This window comes from Dyadobacter sp. (assembly GCF_039919315.1).
Classification (GTDB): domain Bacteria; phylum Bacteroidota; class Bacteroidia; order Cytophagales; family Spirosomataceae; genus Dyadobacter.
In genome coordinates this window covers 109,325-130,614 of sequence record NZ_JBDSFX010000101.1, presented here as the reverse complement: position 1 = coordinate 130,614, position 21,290 = coordinate 109,325, and the positions used below count along the sequence as shown (strand labels likewise).

Annotated in this window: 20 protein-coding genes; 11 read left to right on the top strand and 9 right to left on the bottom strand. The window is 45.3% G+C overall.

The window, feature by feature from the left end; translation table 11 throughout:
- Window positions 1-64: 64 nt before the first annotated feature.
- Entirely contained in the window at window positions 65-2,836 is a 2,772-nt protein-coding gene (locus tag ABIO93_RS29605) for a DUF6797 domain-containing protein (protein WP_348073642.1), read from the bottom strand.
- Window positions 2,837-2,991: 155 nt separating this feature from the next.
- Here ABIO93_RS29605 and ABIO93_RS29600 point away from each other — a divergent pair, with 155 nt between their 5' ends.
- Both ABIO93_RS29600 and ABIO93_RS29595 read left to right on the top strand, forming a co-directional pair.
- The gene (locus ABIO93_RS29600) at window positions 2,992-4,290 is read left to right on the top strand and encodes an NCS2 family permease (protein WP_348073641.1); all 1,299 of its coding nucleotides are present in this window, start codon (window positions 2,992-2,994) and stop codon (window positions 4,288-4,290) included.
- Window positions 4,291-4,303: 13 nt separating this feature from the next.
- A complete protein-coding gene (locus ABIO93_RS29595; RefSeq protein WP_348073640.1) occupies window positions 4,304-5,107 on the top strand; it encodes a 5'-methylthioadenosine/adenosylhomocysteine nucleosidase in 804 nt (267 codons plus the stop codon).
- A gap of 54 nt (window positions 5,108-5,161) precedes the next feature.
- Here the strand turns inward: ABIO93_RS29595 and ABIO93_RS29590 are convergent, their stop codons facing one another.
- The gene (locus tag ABIO93_RS29590) at window positions 5,162-6,436 is read right to left on the bottom strand and encodes a chloride channel protein (protein ID WP_348073639.1); all 1,275 of its coding nucleotides are present in this window, start codon (window positions 6,434-6,436) and stop codon (window positions 5,162-5,164) included.
- 271 nt (window positions 6,437-6,707) lie between these two features.
- Between ABIO93_RS29590 and ABIO93_RS29585 the strand changes: the two genes are divergently transcribed.
- Together ABIO93_RS29585 and ABIO93_RS29580 are read left to right on the top strand one after the other, a co-directional pair.
- Window positions 6,708-7,820 (top strand): hypothetical protein, encoded by a 1,113-nt coding sequence (locus ABIO93_RS29585; protein WP_348073638.1) that lies wholly within the window; start codon window positions 6,708-6,710, stop codon window positions 7,818-7,820.
- Between the two features lie 16 nt (window positions 7,821-7,836).
- Window positions 7,837-8,949, top strand: coding sequence for a hypothetical protein (locus ABIO93_RS29580; protein WP_348073637.1), 1,113 nt, complete (start codon window positions 7,837-7,839; stop codon window positions 8,947-8,949).
- A 3-nt stretch (window positions 8,950-8,952) separates the two neighbouring features.
- On the opposite strand, the gene ABIO93_RS29575 is transcribed toward ABIO93_RS29580, so the two are convergent.
- From ABIO93_RS29575 to ABIO93_RS29565, 3 genes are all read right to left on the bottom strand, one after another.
- Complete coding sequence (locus ABIO93_RS29575; protein WP_348073636.1) at window positions 8,953-9,696, bottom strand: LytTR family DNA-binding domain-containing protein; 744 nt, start codon at window positions 9,694-9,696, stop codon at window positions 8,953-8,955.
- Window positions 9,697-9,711: 15 nt separating this feature from the next.
- On the bottom strand, window positions 9,712-10,839 hold the full coding sequence (locus tag ABIO93_RS29570; protein WP_348073635.1) for a histidine kinase: 1,128 nt from the start codon (window positions 10,837-10,839) through the stop codon (window positions 9,712-9,714).
- A 146-nt stretch (window positions 10,840-10,985) separates the two neighbouring features.
- Window positions 10,986-11,222 carry a hypothetical protein gene (locus ABIO93_RS29565; RefSeq protein ID WP_348073634.1) on the bottom strand — a complete coding sequence of 79 codons (237 nt, stop codon included), beginning with the start codon at window positions 11,220-11,222 and terminating at the stop codon, window positions 10,986-10,988.
- Between the two features lie 145 nt (window positions 11,223-11,367).
- Between ABIO93_RS29565 and ABIO93_RS29560 the strand changes: the two genes are divergently transcribed.
- Window positions 11,368-12,210, top strand: coding sequence for a DUF1080 domain-containing protein (locus tag ABIO93_RS29560; protein ID WP_348073633.1), 843 nt, complete (start codon window positions 11,368-11,370; stop codon window positions 12,208-12,210).
- Between the two features lie 102 nt (window positions 12,211-12,312).
- Here ABIO93_RS29560 and ABIO93_RS29555 read toward each other — a convergent pair whose 3' ends face one another.
- Both ABIO93_RS29555 and porV read right to left on the bottom strand, forming a co-directional pair.
- Entirely contained in the window at window positions 12,313-12,939 is a 627-nt protein-coding gene (locus ABIO93_RS29555) for an START domain-containing protein (RefSeq protein ID WP_348073632.1), read from the bottom strand.
- 423 nt (window positions 12,940-13,362) lie between these two features.
- A complete protein-coding gene (gene porV, locus ABIO93_RS29550; RefSeq protein WP_348073631.1) occupies window positions 13,363-14,460 on the bottom strand; it encodes a type IX secretion system outer membrane channel protein PorV in 1,098 nt (365 codons plus the stop codon).
- Between the two features lie 374 nt (window positions 14,461-14,834).
- On the opposite strand from porV, the gene ABIO93_RS29545 reads away from it, so the two are divergent.
- The gene (locus tag ABIO93_RS29545; protein WP_348073630.1) at window positions 14,835-14,978 is read left to right on the top strand and encodes a hypothetical protein; all 144 of its coding nucleotides are present in this window, start codon (window positions 14,835-14,837) and stop codon (window positions 14,976-14,978) included.
- The gene (locus tag ABIO93_RS29540; protein ID WP_348073629.1) at window positions 14,975-15,229 is read left to right on the top strand and encodes a hypothetical protein; all 255 of its coding nucleotides are present in this window, start codon (window positions 14,975-14,977) and stop codon (window positions 15,227-15,229) included. Before ABIO93_RS29545 ends, ABIO93_RS29540 begins: the two co-directional genes overlap by 4 nt.
- Window positions 15,230-15,234: 5 nt before the next feature.
- Here the strand turns inward: ABIO93_RS29540 and ABIO93_RS29535 are convergent, their stop codons facing one another.
- Both ABIO93_RS29535 and ABIO93_RS29530 read right to left on the bottom strand, forming a co-directional pair.
- Window positions 15,235-16,665, bottom strand: coding sequence for a T9SS type A sorting domain-containing protein (locus tag ABIO93_RS29535; protein WP_348073628.1), 1,431 nt, complete (start codon window positions 16,663-16,665; stop codon window positions 15,235-15,237).
- 369 nt (window positions 16,666-17,034) lie between these two features.
- Window positions 17,035-18,006: a phytanoyl-CoA dioxygenase family protein gene (locus tag ABIO93_RS29530; RefSeq protein ID WP_348073627.1), complete on the bottom strand. Its 972-nt coding sequence runs from the start codon at window positions 18,004-18,006 to the stop codon at window positions 17,035-17,037.
- Between the two features lie 160 nt (window positions 18,007-18,166).
- On the opposite strand from ABIO93_RS29530, the gene ABIO93_RS29525 reads away from it, so the two are divergent.
- From ABIO93_RS29525 to ABIO93_RS29510, 4 genes are all read left to right on the top strand, one after another.
- Entirely contained in the window at window positions 18,167-19,012 is an 846-nt protein-coding gene (locus ABIO93_RS29525; RefSeq protein WP_348073626.1) for an AraC family transcriptional regulator, read from the top strand.
- A gap of 200 nt (window positions 19,013-19,212) precedes the next feature.
- A complete protein-coding gene (locus ABIO93_RS29520; protein WP_348073625.1) occupies window positions 19,213-19,860 on the top strand; it encodes a 2'-5' RNA ligase family protein in 648 nt (215 codons plus the stop codon).
- 25 nt (window positions 19,861-19,885) lie between these two features.
- Window positions 19,886-20,761 (top strand): AraC family transcriptional regulator, encoded by an 876-nt coding sequence (locus ABIO93_RS29515; protein WP_348073624.1) that lies wholly within the window; start codon window positions 19,886-19,888, stop codon window positions 20,759-20,761.
- A gap of 75 nt (window positions 20,762-20,836) precedes the next feature.
- Window positions 20,837-21,280, top strand: a complete 444-nt coding sequence (locus ABIO93_RS29510) for an ester cyclase (RefSeq protein WP_348073623.1) — start codon at window positions 20,837-20,839, stop codon at window positions 21,278-21,280.
- Window positions 21,281-21,290 lie beyond the last annotated feature (10 nt).

Here is a 21,290-nt window from a genome sequence, read left to right as displayed (position 1 = left end):
AATCGCTTATAAATAGATTTTGGAAGTTGGGCGTAGTCTCTGAGACTACGCCCAACTTCCAATTTTATTTCCCAGAAAGCGATTTGATATACAAAATCACTGACTCAATATCCGAATCAGAAAGCACACCCACAAACGAGGGCATTTCTTCATTGTAGCCTTTCACAATGTGTTTGGAAGGTGTCAGGATTGATTCTCGGAGGTAGTTTTCGTCTGCAATAGCGGTAGTACCATCGTCAAATGTGCGTTGAGATTTATACAGGGTTTGAAATGGAGGCCCGTACATTCCTTTTGTTCTCAATCCTTCTGAATGACAGCCTGAGCATGCCATTTTCTGGAAAACTTCTTTGCCTTTTTCGGTGGTAGCCGGTTCCGCTTTCGCTACTGGCGCTGCTTCTGCTGGTTTTATAGCCGTCAGCAAAGCCAAATCCACATTATTGAAACCATATTTTTGCAAATCCATATCCGTAGCGCTGTTGACGGTAAACCAAAACTGGTCATTCATTTTGTGACCATCGGCTGCCTTCAATTCGTAAGAAACCTGCATCTGCATGATTTCGGTCATTTCCGGCACAAGTAGTAATATCTTTTTGCGGTCTGCCGACAGGTAAGAGGCCGCTACCGGCAATGTCTCTTCACCCGTACTACCATCCCGTTTGAAGTGACCGGAACCATATTCTTCGGTACGCTTGTAGTCCCATCTTTTGATCGCAAAATTCTTCAAATCCACGGCGGCAGTAGCATCCAATTCATTGTCAAAACCCAAAATAACTCCCTGCTTACCAGCGCGGAAATGATTCGGCATATAACTTGGCTTCCCAGTATAGCGCAGCCTCAGCAATGCACTGATCCCGTTCGAACTGGAACCCCAGAGATTAAAGCCCGCGACATACATTTGTCCGTCGATCGGGTTCAGCACACCTTTGGACGTGGGCGCTGGATAATCGGCATTGATGAATGAAACACCTCCCTGAATAACCTTCGAAGCACTGTCGATTAGCACCCGGAAAAGGCCCGGATGGCCGAAAGAAAAATGGATCAGGCTGCCATTCAATGGGCCCATTTTATTACCCGTAACCCACGCCTGGCCAATGCTGGACCTGTCGATGCTGTGAGGGATCCAGGTCAGCGGTGGGGCGATCGGCGGATTGTCCGTGCGGTGCGCGGTCGGCTGCACGCCATAATAATCCCCTTTTTTGATAATGTAAATGGGCGTGGAAGGCACAAAATTACCTTGTTGGTCAGAAGCAGTCAGCACGCCGGTTTCGGGATTTAGTCCAAGGTATGGACCTCTCAGACCAGTTGCGATCACTTCGGATTTGCGTCCATCTGCCGAAATTTTAAGGATCGTACCATTTTGATCAGAACCCACCCGGAAACCTTTCCCAGCCACGGCGGTCATTCCCGGCCCATTGCTCAAACTACCTCCTTTTGCAATGTAAAAACTACCATCAGGCGCGTAAACCAGATCAGCCGCCCACTCCCGCGACTCTGCGGACTGCGACATGATATTGGAGAAGTTCTCATAATAATCCGCCACGCCATCGTGATTCAAGTCATTTAACCGGACGATACCATTCCTGTCAAAAACGTAGATAGTATCTTTCACGATTTCCACACTCATCGGCTCATGCAAGCCGGATGCGAACCGTTTCCATTTCAGGTTACCCAGGTCTTTATCAATGCCTTGGATGGTCCAAACGTCACCTTCAAAAGTAACCACAGCTGCGCGGCCATCTTTGAAAAAGGCCATATCAGCCACGCGGACATTTCTTTTCCATGGATTATGCAAAGGCAATGTCAGCTGGTCAGTAACGAACGCGGCGGTATCCGGCGCTAATTTGCCTTTTGTGACAACTGTTTCTTTCCAATTGGCAGGACCACCTTTGCTGAAATCCGGAAGCGGAGCTGGCTTTGTCCGGCAGAACTTCTCGAATGCTTTTACTTGTGATAATAGTCCTTTCCACACTACCACGGTCGCTTCTGTGGATTTCGCTGAGGCTGGCACGCGTACGGTGAGGTAGCGCCCGTCCGTCACACCCGGCTCCCAGTAGACTTTACCTTGTATCCCGATGGCAGTCACGCTGTCCTTATTCGCACCCTGATATATGTAAGCGATCCGTCCTTTCACTTCACTGCCCGTGCTGTTGCGCACTTCAGCAGCGGTGAGGTAAATGTCATTGGCTACGTTACCCGCCTGAATAGTTCTGGTAAAAGCAATCTGATCCTCGAATGCAGCGCTTCCGGGTAATTCGTAAAGGTTGGCCGCGCCCACCGAGTAATGCAGTACCGCCTTGTCGCCGTATACGTACACCCCGTTCCAGCGCGCCTCGGAGGCAGGTAATGGTTTCCAGGAAGGTTGGTTCGGGTTACTCGCAGGATAAACGGGTTTCCCCGTTGTCCAGCCTGCATAAGCTCCCGTGGCGATTTTTCCGTCGCCCGTTACCTTGCTGATATTGTTATTTTTATTAAAAAAATCTTTGTAAGAAACCTGCGCCATGAGCACCATTGGCAGGAATTTACCCGTCCAGGCGACGGACCAGCGCAACAAATCTGTATCAAAACATGCATAAGCATTGTTACCAAGCTGCAAAGCTAATGTCCTGGCTGCCTGGTTGTCATTGGGGAAGCCGCCGCCCAATTTTCTGGCATCAACGGAGGTACTGATAAACGGAAAACCTGCCTCTACAAAAGATGCCAGATCCAGGGAATCGGGCTGGTTGGAACCGTCAGTTTGACTGCCGGTGTACCCCGTGAGCAGCACAGTCGCCACTCCTAAAACTCCTATCCAAACCGCTCCGGGCTTTTTGCTCCAATATTTCAAAAAATCAAACATGTAATGATCAGGTAATAATTCACGGTAAAAAGTCCGGTAAAGATTGAAAGTTACTTGAAACAAACGGGTTAATTTTCAACGAATTCAACGAAACCGGTTGCGAAAAACCTTCTGATTCGATTTAAATAAATATATTTGAAATAAACCGACCTCCTATGTTTTCCTTTTCAGGACTAAAAAAAGATAACATTTCCGTTTCAACAGAAATCCTGGCGGGCTTATCTTCCTTTTTAGCAACCGCATACATTATTGTCGTCAACCCCGCGATTTTGAGTCAAACAGGTATGCCGTTTTCCGCGGTACTGACGGCCACCATTCTAGTTTCTTTTTTCAGCAGTCTGATGATGGGCTTGTATGCCAATAATCCGATCCTGGTTGCGCCGGGCATGGGACTGAATGCATTCTTTACATTTACGGCTGTATTCACTGAGAAACTGAGTTGGCAGGTCGCGCTGGGTACTGTCTTTTGGTCAGGTATATTTTTTCTTTTGTTATCCGCTTTCAATGTCAGGTCCTACATCGTGAAAGCCATACCCAAGCCGCTGCGTTTCGCGATTGCTTCGGGTATCGGTCTATTTATCACATTAATAGGTTTTGCAAATGCCAAATTCATTGTCGCCAGTCCAGCCACAATGGTTACGCTCGGTAAATTGAATGCTCCTACGCTGACATTCATCGCTGGTTTACTGATTACCGTGGTGCTGCTGATCCGGAATGTGAAAGGCAGTATCCTCATCGGCATCATTCTCACCAGCCTCCTCGCGTGGCCTATCGGACGCTGGTGGGGCGGTGAAGAAGCGCTCATCACCATTGATCACATTATTTCGAAACCGGATTTCAGTCTGCTATTCCAGCTCGATTTGGTTAATTCATTGAAATGGAGCCTGGCGCCCATCATTCTGGCGTTTGTATTCACGGACATGTTCGACAGCCTTTCCACATTCGTCGGGCTGGCGGAGGCTGCCAACTTGCTCGACGAAAATGGCGAACCCAGAAACATCCGCAAATCGCTCATCGTGGATGCATTCTCCACCACCATTGCCGGTCTTACCGGCAGCAGCCCCGGCACCGCCTACATTGAATCCGCAGTGGGGATTGAGCAGGGAGGAAAAACCGGCCTTACCGCGATTGCAGGGGCTATACTCTTTCTGCCTTTTTTGTTTCTGTCGCCGTTACTGAGCGCTGTACCAGCCATCGCAACAGCTCCGGCGCTGGTATTAGTCGGTGTTTTTATGATGAAACCGGTGGTCAAAATCAACTGGTCACAGCTCCACGAAGCCTTCCCGGCATTTCTCGCGATGGTACTCATTCCATTTACATACTCTATTACCCAGGGCATTATCTGGGGTTTTCTGAGCTGGACCACATTGCATATCGCTACCGGCAGGACCCGGGAAATTAGCCTCGCCTTGTGGATCATTGACATCTTTGCCGTACTGGCTCTCATTTTTTGACCTATTCATATTGATGAAAAAACTTCTTCTGCTCCCCCTGCTACTTTCTTTTCACGCCTGGGCCTGGGCGCAGGACATTACAGGTGTACTAGGCGCGTTTCCACCCGAACTCGTACTGCTGCAAAGTAAAATGGAAGACAAGCGGGATACCGTCATTGCTCAGGTACGTTTTACCAAGGGAATTTTGAATGGTAGGCCAGTAGTACTGGCCCAAACCGGCATTGGAAAAGTCAATGCAGCCATTACTACTACCTTGATGATCGAGCATTTCAAACCGCGTGAAATTGTGTTTTCCGGTATCGCCGGCGGCATTGACCCTGCGCTATTTCCCGGCGACATCGTGGTAGGAACACAGGTCAGGTACCACGATTTCGGGGCAGTAGAAGATGGTGGCATGTTTTATTGGGCCACCAAAAATCCTAATACCATGAAGGAAAATCCTGTGATCTTTGATTGTGATGCGGCCTTGGTCCAAAAAGCGATCTCGGTTTCAAATGGTTTGACCTTTGCCAAAATACACCGAGAAACCGGCAGCGTAGCACCTGCTGTTCGGAAAGGAATTATCGTGACCGGCGATGTATTCGTCTCGTCTGCGATCGTCACGGCCAGACTGCGCAAGGAGCTGAATGCGGCCGCTACCGAAATGGAAGGCGCCGCGATTGCTCAAACCTGCTACCAGCAAAACGTACCTTTTCTGATTATCCGCAGCATCAGTGATAATGCCAATCATAAGGCCAAGAATGATATGATGACGTTTTATGAAATTGCTGCACAGAATGCGGCTACGCTTGTTATGGCGGTTGTGGGGAGTAAATGATGATGTCTAAGTTGGCGAAGTTGGGCGTAGTCTCCGATCGCCCAACTTTGGACACTAAATAGTGCTTTTCAAAGCAACTTTGGGCTGATAGGTATAAACCGAATAAGGAAAAACCCTGTGCGCTACCCATTTCGAGATCAGGCAGGCGATGACGATCGGGATGAACAAAACGTAGTTATCGGCTAGTGCGCATACCAGGAATATCGAGGTAAAGGGTGCGTGAATGCTGCCACTCAGCACCGCCGCCATTCCGATCAGTACGAAGTTGACGGGAATCAGTCCCAGACCAAAGTAGTGGTTCAAAACAACACAAACGATCAACCCCAGAAATGCCCCTATGAACAAGCTGGGTGCGAATACGCCGCCATCCCCACCGGCCCCTAATGTGACCGAAGTAGCAATCGGCTTCAACAAAAGTACAGCGACCAGCGGCAACATGAATGTCATCGAAGGCACATTGACCTGGCTAAAAACGTGTTTGATGCCTTCGTAACCTTCTCCATACAGATTTGGAACGAAGAAAACCAGCGTCGATATCAGCAGGGATCCGCCTATGATCCGGATGTAGTCGTTGCGGAAAGAAGCAAAAAACTTCTTGAAAAACAGGACGCTCTTCGTGAGGTAAACCGAATTCAGACCAGCCAGAATACCTAATAAAGCAATGTATGGCAAGGCTTCCGTATGCCATTCGGTGACGGTAAAATGGAATACCTGCTTGTAAAAAAACAGTCGGGTGATGGCGTAGGAAGTAAGGATCGCCGTTACAACGCTGATGGTGTGCAGCTTGCTTTTGCGACGGGTAAAAACCTCGAAAGCGAACAAAAACCCCGCCACAGGCGCATTAAAAAGGGCTGTAACGCCGGCAGCCAAACCCGCACAAACCAGATCAGTCCGGTACTTACGCAGATAACTTACCTTCCTGCTGGACAGGGCGCCGATAGCCGCCGTGGACACAACCGTGGACACTTCAATACCGGTAGAACCGCCAAAAATCACGGTCAGCAGGCCATTGAAATAATGAGATGGAATCTTATAAGAAGGTAGCGTATTGCCGTTTTTATTGATCGTATCGAGTACTTCCTTGATTCCTTTATTAGACTTGTTATGAAACAAAAAATACCTTAAAACGTGAATGGTACTGAGTCCGATCAGCGGAATAATAAAGATCAAAAAGTGGTTTTGATGCAATACGCCCAGAAAAATCTCTTCGTAATGCTCGGTAACTACTTTGAGTGTGTCGGCAACCAGCGCTGATAAAACTCCAACTATCGCTGCGGCCAGCAGCACAGCGGCAACCCGCCTGATTTTTTTAATCTGATAAGAATTCATTGCGTTCAATCAAAATGAAGATCATATACCTTCCTAATTTCAACGCTCATTTTATTTTTTTTGTTTTTTATATTGGTAAATTATCTCAAAAAACAACTGACCGACATGGCTATCGAAGATCATACGGAATGGCTAATCCTGCATAATAAACATTGATTATCAATCAAATACAAATTACTATCTCAAAAAAACTAACCTGTTTTGAACGGGTAGGATAAGCCTTTTCATTCCTTTTAGATTAACGTTGCAAAATCACTAAACTGAATTGAATATGAAAAAAATGTATTTCGTTTTGGCGGTCTTGGGTGCCGGACTGGCGCTACTGGCCAACACTACGCGCCTATCGCACGGAAAATATGGTTTTGTAGTCGGTACGCCTGAAATCAAATCAATCAGCGCGCTGACATTCGGGCCCGACGGTGTATTATTTATCGGCGACTCGAAGAGCGCGACGGTATTTGCGATGGATACCAAAGATGCCGCAAATGTAAGTCAGGCACCTATGGTGGAGATCAAGAATATCGATCAGAAAATTGCTGCACTTTTAGGTACAGAGGCCCAAAACATTACCATTCAAGACATTGCGGTTAACCCTGTGTCGAAAAGTGTATATTGTGCGGTACAGCATAGCGACGGTACGCCTGTTCTGTTTAAAATTGATGGAGAAAAAATCCAGGCTGTTAGCACCAAGAATGTGCCATTTTCGAAGCTTACACTTAATAATGTACCGGCCGAGGACGCCAAGGATCAAAGAGGTAACCTTATCCGGGTTTCTGCCATTTCCGACATTGGTTTTGCTGACGGTAAATTGCTGGTAAGCGGTCTTTCCGGCAAGGACTTCGCCTCTATATTCAGGAGCATCCCTTTTCCTTTTACAGACAAGCAGGATCAGGCTTCTCTCGAAATATATCACGCAGCACACGGCAAATACGAAACATTATCGCCGATCAGGACATTCACAACTGCTGAAATAGGCGGCAAAAAATACCTCGTGGCCAGCTATACCTGTACGCCGCTCGTACTATTCCCACTGGATGAACTGAAAGCCGGAACACATGTAAAAGGCAGAACCGTAGCAGAAATGGGAAGTGGTAACTCGCCGATTGATATGGTGACGATGAAAAAAGGCGGCGAGTCGTTTCTGATGATGGCGAATTCGGCCCGACCTGTTTTCAAAGTTAAATTCAAAAGCATTGAAACCTACCAGGGCTCATTGACAACACCGGTGGAAGAAAATTTCGCGACTGCAGGTGTTGATTTTGTATCATTACCTGTTACCAATGTGATCCAGATGGACAGGCTGGACGACACGCGTATGATTCTCCTGCAACGCCGCTCCAACGGCAACCTTGATCTTTGGACTTCCAGTGAACGTTATTTGTAAAAAATCAGCTCATAATATGGTCAGGTCGTACGTCATGTACGGCCTGACTTTTTTTGTTTGTTTCAATATATTATGCTCCTGCGGTACAGGTACGGAAAGCGACAAGATCGACATTACATGGAAGGACAAACGAGCAGTTGCCATTACATTTCCGCTGCGAATGATCGAAAATGTCCCATTGGATTCCATTGTGCAACTCGTTACGATACATTTACTCATTAAAACGCAACCAGAAACACCGTCTCTTACGGCTGTGTTGGGAGAATATACGCTTGACAATGGGATAGTAACCTTTACGCCGCTGGTACCCTTCACACGCGGGCTGCATTATGTCATGTGGGCGAAAGGTGCGCGTATTGGAGCATTTGCGGTGCCGGTACCCGATTCTGCGGATGGCGCGAAACTGCTGGCCATCTATCCATCTCAGGATACATTGCCTGAAAATTTGTTAAAGATCTATCTGCACTTTTCGCGTCCAATGCAGGAAGGAATGTCGGATAAATATGTGGCGCTGGTGAAAAACGGCCGGGATACGGTGGCAGGGGCATTTCTGAACCTGCAACCTGAACTTTGGAATGAGGACAGAACCAAACTAACCCTCTGGCTCGATCCTGGCCGGACCAAACGTGAACTGATACCAAATCAAAAACTGGGTGCACCGTTAATGAAAAATGCAGGTTACCAGATCGTTGTGCTGCCGCAATGGCGTGATCAGCAGGGATTACCCCTTTCTCAAACTTACACCAAAGCGTTTGTCACCATTGCAAGGGACAGTTTATCACCTGATCTAAAGCTCTGGAAACTGACTATTCCGACGATAAATACTTCAAATCCATTGGAGATCAGTTTCGGAGAATCTTTGGATTGTGGTTTACTGAATGAGGCTATGAAGGTTAAAAATGAAAAGGGGATTAATGTTTCGGGCAAATGGCAGTTTGACCGAACAGAAACATCGGGCAGTTTCATTCCCGCAGAAAACTGGATAGCTGGCAAACACTCACTGCAAATCGATACGCGGCTGGAAGATCTTGCGGGTAACAATTTGAACAGACCTTTTGACCGGGACATTACCACAAAAACGGAGCAGAAATCGGGCGAAACGACGACGTTGGTATTCCACATCAAATAATAGTTATAGCAATCCTCTGTTTTTGTCTAACAGCTTCCTGCTCACCACCTGCTCGATCACCTGCTCGCGGTAATTGCGACTGATAGGGATCAAATGTGACTGAATGAAAATCTCATTCCCTTCAATGCCCTCAATCTTGCTCACGGACACCATATAGGATTTATGAACACGGATAAACGAGCGGCTATCCAGATTTTGTTCGAGGTTTTTGAGATTTAAAAGTGTGATATACTTGCCTTTCCGAGTGTAAATGGTCACGTAATTTTGCATTCCTTCCACAAAAAGAATATCCTCGAAAAATATCTTCTCGTACTTGCTTCCACATTTGATAAAGAAATAATCCGCCTTCGGTTCTGATTTTTGAGAATCCGCCGCTACTGATTTTGCCAGCAACCGATGATAATCCCTGGCCTTATTGGCTGATTTGAAAAAACGATCGAATGTGATCGGTTTTAACAGATAATCCATCACATTCAGCTGAAAACCTTCTAATGCATAGCTCGGATAGGCAGTCGTGATGATGACCATTGGTGAGTATTGAACACTTCGAAGAAAATCAATTCCATTCATTTTGGGCATTTGAATGTCCAGGAATATCAAGTCGATCTGATGCTGATCCATTACATTAATGACTTCCAGCGGGTTTTCGCAGGTAGCAGCCAGTTGCAGAAAATCCACCTCTTTGACATAATCTGCCAGCCCTTCCCGGGCCAGTGGTTCGTCGTCGACAATTACACAATTAATCATTTGAATGATTGCAGTTCAGGCCATTTGCATGACCGGTGCGATAACGTTTTCTTCCAGGGTTACCTGAAATTTCACTTCAAAATCATCCTCTCCTTTTCGTATATCCAGCTCATATTGACCCGGATAGATCAGGTCGAGCCGCCTTCTGACGTTTTTGAGGCCAATACCCCCATAATTGATTACGTCACGGGCCTCATCCAGTGCGATGCTGTTGGCAATGTAAAAATTCAACTGTTGCCCGGTGAGGCTGAGCCTGATAATGATCCAGTTATTATCCCCCGCATTTCTCGAAACGTGTTTGAATGCATTTTCCAGAAATGTCATCAATATAAATGGCGCTATGCTCAGGCGATGTCCGTCCGGAATTTCCCTTTCAAAAGTCACTTTTACGTGCTCATTCTGGCGGAGTTTTTCCAATTCTATAAAATTTTCCAGATAGCCTATTTCCTTCAAAAGCGGGATTTGATGATCATTGCATTCATACAGCTGGTGCCTCAGCAGTTCCGAAAACTTTGCGAGTGAAGCAGAAGCCATATCCGGGTTTTTATGGATCAGGAAGAAAATAGAATTGATACTATTAAACAGAAAATGCGGGTTAAACTGGTATTTGAGAAAATTCAACTCCGTTTCCAGTTTTTCTTTTTCGAGCAATTGTTGCCTTCTCTGCGTATTAAGCCAGTTTCGGGTCAGTTTAATGCTCATCGCAAAGGTAAGGCTGGCCACCGTGGAGGACAGCGGACCGCCTGTCACCATGTGCCAGAAGTCGTAGGTACCTTTGCCGTACAGCTCCTCAGGCGTTTTTCCTGCGACGATTGCCCCCACAAAATAACCTGGTACGATCAATGAAGCAGTACAAAAAATGGTAAGGAGGAGTAGAGCTATATAGGTCGTAAATTTTCCTTTTTCAAGAAATTTCGGGATCAGAAAATACAGGTTAAAGTAAACCGCCAGTGCCTGGAAAACCAGGTAGAAGATGAATTTGGCGAAAAACGGTGTAAAAAGAATGTTGGAAGCAGCTTTGAAAGGGTTGCCCATTGCAACTACCCACCAAATATAATGGTACACAAACCAGAAGGGAATGTGGTACAATTTGTATTTAAAAAACCATTGCTGATTTACTTTTCCAAAAGATAAGGCTGCCATCTTCCGCGGCTGGGATTTCGGTACAATTCAATTACAATTTACACGAACTATATGAATTTATACCGATCCGTTACACAAACCTGCCCTAATAATTGACCATCTACTTCCCTCCCGGGACGACAGGCAAGCCGACAGAAGTAGGTTTATCACACCAACACGATACCGCTTGGATGCTCGGGCGTCTTTTTGGTTTCGGCGGGATATTCCAGTTTGAGCTTTTTGCCCTTTTCGTCTGCCTCTTCCAGCAGTTCAAATGTTTTTCTTTCACCCACCATCAGAAGCGCCTGAAACAAAATTCCTGCATAATGGCTTTCCTCGCTGCCTGGCCCTTTTTGCTTTGCCAAGTCGTTAAAATGACCAAATAGGTCTTTGCCTTTTCCCATGATCAATGAATGCTTTTAAGTTTAGGATTGGTCGTCAATCGGGACTTTTTACAGCCCACTATCTTGAACAAGGCCAATATAATAAAAAATAAATGATAATATTATTGCTTCAACTCGGATAAAGCATTCAAAAATCCATACCAACATGAAATTGTCATTACTGGTCACATACTTCGCCTTGTTTGCGATATCTTCTGTTTTTGGTCAAAAGCCTTTGCAGGATGGTGTCTGGCAAACTTTGTTCAATGAAAAAGATCTGACCGGTTGGCAGACCTATCTGGATAGTCCCTATGCCAAAGAAGGACAGCCCAAATTGCCCGCCCTCGGCCTGAACAATGATCCGAAGCATGTTTTTTCTGTTGCGACTATTGATGGAAAACCTGCACTCCGGATCTCAGGTGAGACTTTCGGTGGCATTAATACATTGGCTGATTTTGAAAATTATCACTTGCGACTGGAATTTAAATGGGGCCAGCTGAAATGGCCTCCCAAGCTTGACCAGCCCCGGGACAGTGGCTTATTGTACCACAGTGTAGGTCAGCATGGGACGCCAATGTTGTGGATGGAATCGTTCGAATACCAGATCCAGGAAGGCGACTGTGGCGATTATTGGGGCGTTATGAATGTACTGACCGATATTTCGGCCGTAAAAAATGAGAAGGGGAAATTTGTTTACCAGCCAGGAGCCGCTCCCGTGGTTTTTCAGGATCAAACGCCAAACGGGCGCACCGTTCTCAAAGTGCCGGACAATGAAAAACCTTCTGGCGAATGGAATACGGTCGATTTATACTGTTTGGGAGATACCTGTTTGCATGTGATCAATGGAAAGGTCAACATGGTACTCACCAAAACGAGGCACATCGTCGACGGTAAAGAGCAGCCACTCACCAAAGGCAAACTCCAAATCCAATCCGAAGGCGCCGAGGTTTTTTATAGGAACATTCAGATTGAGGGGATCACGAAGTTGCCTGCGGGTTTGGGGAAATGATTTAGTAATGAGAACTTTCGAAACAAATAAAAATGAATGCAAAATTGACGAAAATTCCGGATCAGCTGAGAATTGAAAAGGTGAAAAAGCTGATCAATAATTTCATTTTCCCGCTGTCAACTCCTTTTTCATATTACTAAACGTCTCAACAGGTCCCTGGCAGGCGAAGGAATTGATCACCCAGGCCGGGATATGTCCGCCGGGATCAACTTGCAGCGAGTACTCAACCATTACTTTCCCCACTCCTACTGGCTTGATCATCCACAAACTTTTGGAATGATGGATCCGTACTATTCCTTTTTTCACCGGAACCCAACCGGAAACAGCAGGCGCATGAACTGTCACAATCTTTGTCACCGGGTCTTCTGAAACCGTTAAATGAGTCACAAAATCACGATTATCAAGCGGCCATGGCAGGCTTACTTCCGTGTAATAATAAATTTCTGTTTCTGAAATTTTCCTGACCAGGGAACATGATTTGGTATTACAAACCCATTTTTCCGCAGCTTTGACATCCAGTAGCAACGCCACGACTTCTGCGGTACTTGCATTCAATAAGCATTCCGCTTTTAATGCCTTGATCCTGGAATCGGCAACAGTTTTGACATATACTTTTATGTCTCCTTTTCGCTCCACAAGCTTCCATTTCTCCGGCTCACGGCCGACTTGACCGGAAACAGGAGAAATGAGCAGGCAAAAGGCAATGATGATGAGTACTAAATTCTTCATGGCAAGGCAAAATTGTCACGAAGAAGGTCTTGTCGAAAATTGATTTTTCCAGGACGTTAAAAAACCTGTATCGATTGATGCAAATCCTGTTTCAACTGAAATAAATACCCCTTCTTAACTGAATACCAATCCGATACACGCTCCATCAAGATCATCACTTACGAACGAACCCTCTTGTAATTCATGACAATTCAGAAAGCCATTACCCTTTTTATGAGCCAAAATAAGCACCAAGTGAAAAAGCTAGTTTTACGAAAGTGCATTGCTAATAAGAAATTGTAGCTGATTTTAATTATTGTTAAATTTGATCTCACTGATCTTAAGATATCAATATGATAAATGTCCAGCTATTAGAAAAAGTGAAGAGGATCCCACCTGCATATCAGCATGAGGTAGAAGACTTTATGGTAGATCTTGACCCTCTCAACCGGCATTGCCAAAATAAGCACCAAGTGAAACTCTGAATGTCCTGGTAATGGGAGCTCCCTTGGTTACCGGAATGGCGTAGGAAACGTCTGCTGTGTAGTTTTTGAGAAGACGAAAACCAGCACCCGCTGTTAAGAATCGCTGATTCCCTTTGTTCTTGTTTTCGCCGTGGTATCCTCCCCTAATTGCAATCAGATTATTATACCAATATTCAGCGCCCATTGACAAGGCAATTTCCTGCATTTCCTCCCGAAATCCTCCCGGGGCATCCGAGAAAGACTGGATTACACCTTTTATTAAAGGTTTTGCATTTGAATTTTGTAAGTTATTGGGTGTTGGGACCATTAGCTTACTGAGATCGGCGATAACGCCTAGCTTATGCTTGCCACTCGCCGTATAGGATACGCCACCACCGACCTTTAATGTAGTCGGTAAAAAATATTCTCCACCCCCACCATAGTTGACCTTGGAACCCAGATTAGAAAGAACTGCACCTACTGACCAGTTAAAGTCTTCATCGGCATTTTCACTTTTTAACCGCTTATGATAAAAGGCGCTAATGTCGCCAGCTACGGTTCGGCCAGGATGCACTGAAACTCTATTGATGACCGTATTTCCGATGTTGGAGGAAATGTATTTCAAAGTTAGCCCCATTGCAAAATGCTGTCCCAATTGCCTCGAATACATTCCGCTCAAAGCGACATCCGAAGCATTCGCAATAGGCCCGCTTCCATAATAGGCCTCATAGTCAAAGTATTGAACAGCAAGGCCAACTGCCTGTTTTTCCCCTAACTTTTTATAGGCACTCGCGTATCCAAGCCAGACACCATCCACCAGGCTCTTAAGCCATGGACCGTAAGAGGCAGAAACTCCAATTTCTCGGTCGGCAACCGACAGCTTGGCAGCATTCCAGAAAGTGGCGTTAGCATCTGCGCTAGACGCTATACCAGCCTCCCCCATTCCGGCACTTCTGGCATCAGGTGCAATTGTTAAACTTCCGGGCTGGCCGCTTGGAATGCTAAGGCCACCCAGCTGGGCAAAAGTTTCTGCGTACGCGAGAGTGCAAAAGCAGACAATCACGAGAGTTGCTTTCATGTCGTCAGGATTAAGTTGAAGATTTGTGTAAAATCGGTTACAAAATGCAAACGTGGCTGAAAAGCGAAATATTATAAAAACTCCACGCTACGTTCAAAAATCTTCAACTTCACGGAATCACCCTGATTTTTTGTTGACATTACATGGTAAAATTCAAGCTCACTTTGAACGGCGTCGACATTACGAATTCGGAGGGTCCAGCGATCAATTTTCAGTTTCCCAAACGTGCATTCGTGGTTTTGGCGGATAATACTATCAACTCACTCACAGGACGGTACTGCCTATACTGCGAACGGCACGGAGGATAGGAAAGAGACATTGTTTAGCGAAGGGCAGCTGATTTTTCAGTCGGCGAAGGCATTAAAAGCAAAAGCATGACCATCAACAATGGCACGATCGTAGCGAAAACAGCAGATGACTGCCTGAATGCAGGTACATTTATCTATATCAATGGAGGAATATTTATGCTTACAGCACTTCCAATGATGCAATTGACTCGCATGGAAAAATCACTGTGACCGGCGGAAAAGTAGTTGCGGTCGGAGCCGGATCTCCCGAGGAAGGCTTCGACTACGACCGCAATACTTTCAATATAACCGGCGGAATTCTGGTCGGTGTGGCCGGTGCAACCAGCACACCCAACGCGACTGCCAGCAGGCAACCGTCGGTTTTATTGGGCGGCAGCGGCACCTACACGCCCGGAACCAAATCGACCACATTCACAACGAGCAGCATGGTTACGATGTCAAGCGGGAGTGTAGGGCGCTAGGGGTCTTATTTTACAACCATTACTTTATAGCTGCTGCTGCTACCATTTTTCTGAACGACCTTAACAATGTACATCCCCGGGATCAGATGTTGCACATTGATGGTTTTGGTCGGTTTTCCCTTAGATTGATAAACCGTTAGTCCTTTCAGATCAAACATTTGAATTTGTGAAATAGCATTGAAATCAGCAGCCGTTACCTGAATCTCGTCTGACGCAGGATTAGGATACATTGCAATGGCCGGCGACAATTCGTCATTAACTTTTTCCGAATTGGCAAATATCGGCAATGGAACAGGCAAACAAGGCCGCTTCGTTACTTTTACTATGGCAGTCGAATTGTTCGTGTTGTAGCAATTATTACCTGTATCATAGAAGAATGCATAATACTGGCTCACTAATACAGAAGCATGCGTCGGATCTGCAACAGGTGCTCCTGAATGCGTAGGATTATCAAACCATTTCACTACTGCTCCTTGCGGCAGTGGACTGGTGAATGCAGTGGTAAGATCAACCGTAGCAGTGACCGGGCATTCATTAACGATCGAAGTTGCATTCAAGATAACCTGACCATTGCCTGGAAGCGGAGGATAAACACTAACTGTAACTTTTGCAGTGCTAAGGTCAGTATTGTAACAGCCGCTCCCATTATAGAAAAATGCATAGTAGTCTCCAGGTGAGGTAACCTTTGTTGGGTCCACTATGGGAATAAACCCCGAATGTGTGTTATTATTATACCAAACCAAAGACCAACCTTGTGGTACTGAACCTCCAAATGCGTCATTCAAATTTACATACGGCTGAAAACACTTGTTATATAGCGTTACTTTACTCAATGCAACCTGAGGGTTGATACCGCAAACAACTTTGAATGATCCCGGAGTAACGCTAAGATTTGAAATTGACCCTTTGGCTGTTTGTCCAAGAGTTCTAAATTTCAGCTTTGCAGTGCTGCCCAAAGCCGTAAATATCTGGGTACCCGGAATCCAAAAGTTAACATTGTTCGCCGAACTTAGATCGTACTGCTTAAAATACGGACCGTTATCTACTGCAATCTCGGCAGCATATGCAAAATCAGTAAGTCCAGCCGGTGTCTGGGCAGATCCCGTCATAACGTAATAGCTAAATTCATAAGTCCATCCAGCAGTCAGGCCTGTAATCGTTGTGCTAGTCTCTGTGATTACACTATTATTGCTGTACAAACTTAAAAAAGTGGCATTTGCCTGACCGGGTACCGCAGGAATTGAACCATTTTTCCATGGCTTGGTGGCGCTACCCTGATACAAGGTCTTGTTCGAAGTAGAAGCTGTGGCACCGACCCAGGATGCCGGTGGATTTACAGATGCGGCTCCTCCACCGGTTGGAGGAATTGTTTGAGCGGACAACGACAATATGTTGAAAAGCCAAACTGCTAATACTAATAAGGTAATTTTTTTCATATTCACTAACTCTTAAAAATGGATGATTTGTTTGATTCGGATCAGAATGCATTCTTGATTGATCAATCAAATGTGATTTTTATTCCGCGGTTTCAGGCAAACTGCTGAATTAACGCCAGACGTAAATTATCGATTGGTATTTGCTGTAGAGAACCAGCAGCAACTCCACATTAATTTCTATAACACACTCATATATAAATCGTTATGCAACTCACCAACTAGCCTTACAAGTTTTCACATTGAAATTCCCATCAAGTTCTGGCCAGGGGTTTAACTAACTCGCATTTCCATTGAGCATTAAATGCAAAACAGGGATGAGGTAAGAACCCCATCCCTGATTATTGATAATTTAAACACATAGAACAACCGTCACCAACCATCCAGCCCCAGCAGCTTCCTGCCCAGTTCCGACAGCTCAGCAGTTTCGTATTTTGTTTTTTCCCAATTTCTTGGATCGCCGGGAAATGCGTAGCCTTCCGGCGCCTGGCGCTCCTTCCACGAATTGATACGCCACTGACGTAGTTCGTCATTGTCTTCCTGAGCAGGCATCATGGCAATGTACTGCGCTAGCCGCACTTTATCCTTGCTCCTGTTCGGCCGGATACCGTGCGGCTGTGAACTGTTGAAAATCAGCAGATCGCCCGCATTCATCTTGACTTTTACCAGTTCAAATCCGGTAGTATCAGGCTGAAAGTGGTTTCTGTCTTCCGGTTGCGTCAGTTTCCAGGTATCGTACGTCCTGAAAAGCTCGGGGATACATTGAAACCCACCCATATTTTCGTCATCCTGATCCGCCAAAGCCAGTACGCCCTGCACATTCTGTGGCTTGGTTTCTGGATCGTAATCCCAGTGAATAAAACCCTTATAATCGAATCCTGGTCGCAATGGCAGATTCAGGTTAGCCCTGTCAATCGTTACCCAAAGTTTGTCAGTACCCCAAATGTCCGTGAAAGCTTCATGCACTTTAGGAAACTGACGGTTGTCCCACAAATACTGATGGTTATAAATTTCCACCATACCTGTGTTGGTCAGTTCCTTCATCTTCATTTCAGCCCGCGGCGGCGCATACCAGGTTTCAGGATCATTCGGGTCTTTTTCTTCAAATTCCCAGAGAAAATCGGCCAGCTTCTTAACCTGCTCTTTTGGAACAGCATCTTTAATGACAATGTATCCATTGGTGATCCAAAAATTCCAATCCTCCTCACTCAGCAAACGAAGCGGCTTTCCGTTGCTCCGGTCATTCAATTTCACATTACTCGACTTGGCAGTTGAAGGATTGCCCGGAATGTCTTTATGTGCATTGGCCGGTGCCATCGTAGGTGTCATGGTATGATGTTCCATTGTTTCAAATAATATTTTAACGTGAATTAATAGAACAAAGTTAGGTTATTCAGCAGGCCGTTCTCTACCTTTACAATTACCATCATTTGCTCTCTATTGATATTATTTTAAAATTATAAGCACATTAAAGCAAATTCAGACATTCTATTGAGCCAAAACGATGAAAATCATCCGGGAAGAAATCGTCCCAACGCAGGGCAGTTCATTCAAAGTACTGCTCACACCGGGCCTGAATGACACTTTTTTGTGGCATTTTCACCCAGAGTACGAGATCGTGTACGTGGAAGGTACGAGTGGTACGCGCCACGTGGGCGATCACACATCCGTATATGAGGGAAGCGACCTGGTTTTTATCGGGCCAAACATTCCACATTTAAACTTCGACTATGGCGTTCGGACAGAATGTGAACAGGTGATCATCCAGATGAAAGAGAATTTTCTGGGTCGTGATTTTCTCGATATTCCCGAACTCGCCGCGATCAAGGCACTTTTCGAAAAGTCACATTACGGGTTATCTTTTTCAGGAAACACCAAAATACTCGTCGGTGAAAAGCTGAAACAACTCCCCGGACTCGACCATTTCGAGCAACTGATTTCTTTGCTGAATATATTAAAGTTACTGGCATCGACCGACCAGTTCCACATCCTTAATGTGGAACCAGCAGGCAACAAGTCGCTTCAAAAAGAACAGCATCGCATGGACTCCATTTACAAATATGTAGAAACACATTTTGATCAAAAACCAGATGTCAATTTCATAGCGGAGCAGGTCAACCTCACCACAGCTGCCTTTTGCAGGTTTTTCAGAAAAAATACCAGAATGACATTCACAGATTTTGTCAACCAATACCGGATTAATCAAGCCAAAAATTATCTTCTTCAGGATAAAACCGTGTCCGAAACATGCTTTGCGGTCGGTTTCGAAAGTTTATCTTACTTCAATAAGCTGTTCAAAAAAATAGTGGGAGAAAATCCCTCCGAATTCAAGAAGACCTATATACGGTAGTTACCTCCACAGTCTCACCGCATTCCAAACCCATCCAGCCGCCTCAGAATGCCATATTGAGTGCTAACCTCTCCACAGTACACTCCTGGTCAGTAGTTTATGTAAAATATTTTTTGATATTTTTAAGATCATTTATTTGATATTTAAAATAACAACATTATTTTTACAGAGTCAATTACACTTCATCAAAAACTATTGCCATGAAACGCGTTCACATCAACAACAACCACTGGAATACGCTGGCCAGTATCCGGCATCACATGTACGAATACCTGCTGGTATTTTCGTGTGATAAGGTCACCGAGGCTCTGATCCACAATGTGAAAAGGTATTTTGAGGACAATTATGGCTGTACCACCGCGGCTAATCTCGTCCCTCACCTTACCCTGTTTAAATGTACCATCCATGAAAACAAAGCGGACAAGATTATCCAGGGATTTGAAAAAGTAGCACGTCATATAGATCCATTCAACATCGCGCTGACGCAGTTTAATAAATACGAACACGGCACGTTCTATGTAGATCTGGAATCGAATGCATCTGATCGTGTACTTGGGTTCGCAAAAAAACTGAAAGAGGAAGTAGGCGCTCACGTCAGGCAATGGGCGCCGGGCGAATATCACTTTTGCGATCATCCGCATTTCACAGTCGCCAGAAATATGACAACTTTGCAGACTGAAAGAGCGGTAATGGATTGGTTATACCGCGAGTTTTTGGCCTCTTTTGAAGTGAATGAGGTGAAGCTGCTCAGAAGATCACTCATCAATGGGGCCAGATACGAAACAATCGCTGTGTTCCCGCTCTTGGGACTTCCCGGAGGCAGTTATATGCAAGGTTCTTTGTTTTAAAAATGTTGTGACCCAATATCACCTTATGCAAATTCACCATCTTCCTCAGGACATTTTCCCCGACCAGACCGGCAAACCCAAGCGGATTATTTTTCATAATTATCTTGCTCGCATGGGTTCGTTTAAAGGGAAAAGTATCATGCATACCAATGCTATCAGTATGGTGATCAGCGGTGAGAAGACCATGCATTTTGCAGATAAAAGTGTGCATATCAAGGATGATGAATTCCATTTGCTTTCGGCTGGTAACTGCCTGGCTTCGATGGACCTGTCGGAACAAAATTATTTTAGGAGCATTCTTATCTTCTTTGACAACAGTGTTTTGCAGGATTTTTACATCAAATATGCCGCGCTCGTTCAAAAGGTGAGTTACGATGGTCTGCATTCACCGTATCTGTCTTTCAAAAAAGATGCTTTCGTGCTGAATTATATCAACTCGTTAAACCTGCTTTTTGACGATACCGGAGATATCTCCGAGGAGATGAAATTGCTGAAATTCGAAGAGCTGATGCTGCATTTGCTACAAAAATACCCGGCCGAAATCCTGTCTTTCCAGACCGACCGCAGCAAAGATTTTGACGATTTCAGAATCCGTAATGCGGTGGAAACGAATGTACAGAACAACATTACGGTAGACGAACTGGCGTTTCTTTGCAATACCAGTCCATCCACATTCAATCGCCGATTTTCAAAAATATACGGAACCAGCCCCAGCAAATGGTTACTGCTTCGGCGAATGGAAATGGCTAAAAACCTGCTTCTGCATTATCAGGAAAAACCCAGCGAAGTATATTATAAGGTAGGGTATGAAAATCATTCCAGCTTTTCTCAGTCCTTTAAACAAACTTTTGGACTTACACCGAAGGATTTTCAATCTCAAAACCTGATTGTTTTGCAATAGTTTTTGAACCCATAGCCTTAACACGACCATGAACGGCCTCGTTAATTTTGCATTGCATATTTAACCAAAGGTCTCATGGAAAATACATTAGAAAGGAACAAGGCAGTAGTCATACGTTTCAACAAAGAGTTCATTGAGCAGGGCAATGCCGCATGCTTCACTGACCTGGTATCAGACGAGCTGGTCAACCACGCGGCTCCGGGAGCCGGTGCTCTGGGAGCAGCGGCTCCCGGAGCACCATCGGGTCCGGAAAGTATGATTTACTTTTTACATGATGTTCTGAGGGTCGGCTTTCCGGATATCACAGTCAATATTCTTGATCAGGTTGCGGAAAATGATAAAGTCACCACGAGAAAAGAATTTCACGGAACGCACACCGGGGAGTTCATGGGTATTCCCGCATCCAACAAAAAAGTGGTCATTAAAGTAATCGACATCATCCGCCTGCGCGACGGCAAGTATGTGGAGCATTGGGGAATGAGCAATCTGGCGGAGGTAATGCAGCAAATCGCGGGTTGAATTTGAGCGG

Bases quoted from the DNA above. Each gene is read 5' to 3' on its own strand.
- ABIO93_RS29580 (WP_348073637.1), top strand. From the start codon at position 7,837: ATGGTCAGGTCGTACGTCATGTACGGCCTGACTTTTTTTGTTTGTTTC.
- ABIO93_RS29575 (WP_348073636.1), bottom strand. From the start codon at position 9,696: ATGATTAATTGTGTAATTGTCGACGACGAACCACTGGCCCGGGAAGGG.
- ABIO93_RS29560 (WP_348073633.1), top strand. From the start codon at position 11,368: ATGAAATTGTCATTACTGGTCACATACTTCGCCTTGTTTGCGATATCT.
- ABIO93_RS29570 (WP_348073635.1), bottom strand. From the start codon at position 10,839: ATGGCAGCCTTATCTTTTGGAAAAGTAAATCAGCAATGGTTTTTTAAA.
- ABIO93_RS29545 (WP_348073630.1), top strand. From the start codon at position 14,835: ATGACCATCAACAATGGCACGATCGTAGCGAAAACAGCAGATGACTGC.
- ABIO93_RS29520 (WP_348073625.1), top strand. From the start codon at position 19,213: ATGAAACGCGTTCACATCAACAACAACCACTGGAATACGCTGGCCAGT.
- ABIO93_RS29565 (WP_348073634.1), bottom strand. From the start codon at position 11,222: ATGGGAAAAGGCAAAGACCTATTTGGTCATTTTAACGACTTGGCAAAG.
- ABIO93_RS29605 (WP_348073642.1), bottom strand. From the start codon at position 2,836: ATGTTTGATTTTTTGAAATATTGGAGCAAAAAGCCCGGAGCGGTTTGG.
- ABIO93_RS29535 (WP_348073628.1), bottom strand. From the start codon at position 16,665: ATGAAAAAAATTACCTTATTAGTATTAGCAGTTTGGCTTTTCAACATA.
- ABIO93_RS29515 (WP_348073624.1), top strand. From the start codon at position 19,886: ATGCAAATTCACCATCTTCCTCAGGACATTTTCCCCGACCAGACCGGC.
- ABIO93_RS29600 (WP_348073641.1), top strand. From the start codon at position 2,992: ATGTTTTCCTTTTCAGGACTAAAAAAAGATAACATTTCCGTTTCAACA.
- ABIO93_RS29555 (WP_348073632.1), bottom strand. From the start codon at position 12,939: ATGAAGAATTTAGTACTCATCATCATTGCCTTTTGCCTGCTCATTTCT.
- ABIO93_RS29590 (WP_348073639.1), bottom strand. From the start codon at position 6,436: ATGAATTCTTATCAGATTAAAAAAATCAGGCGGGTTGCCGCTGTGCTG.
- porV (WP_348073631.1), bottom strand. From the start codon at position 14,460: ATGAAAGCAACTCTCGTGATTGTCTGCTTTTGCACTCTCGCGTACGCA.
- ABIO93_RS29510 (WP_348073623.1), top strand. From the start codon at position 20,837: ATGGAAAATACATTAGAAAGGAACAAGGCAGTAGTCATACGTTTCAAC.
- ABIO93_RS29595 (WP_348073640.1), top strand. From the start codon at position 4,304: ATGAAAAAACTTCTTCTGCTCCCCCTGCTACTTTCTTTTCACGCCTGG.
- ABIO93_RS29585 (WP_348073638.1), top strand. From the start codon at position 6,708: ATGAAAAAAATGTATTTCGTTTTGGCGGTCTTGGGTGCCGGACTGGCG.
- ABIO93_RS29525 (WP_348073626.1), top strand. From the start codon at position 18,167: ATGAAAATCATCCGGGAAGAAATCGTCCCAACGCAGGGCAGTTCATTC.
- ABIO93_RS29530 (WP_348073627.1), bottom strand. From the start codon at position 18,006: ATGGAACATCATACCATGACACCTACGATGGCACCGGCCAATGCACAT.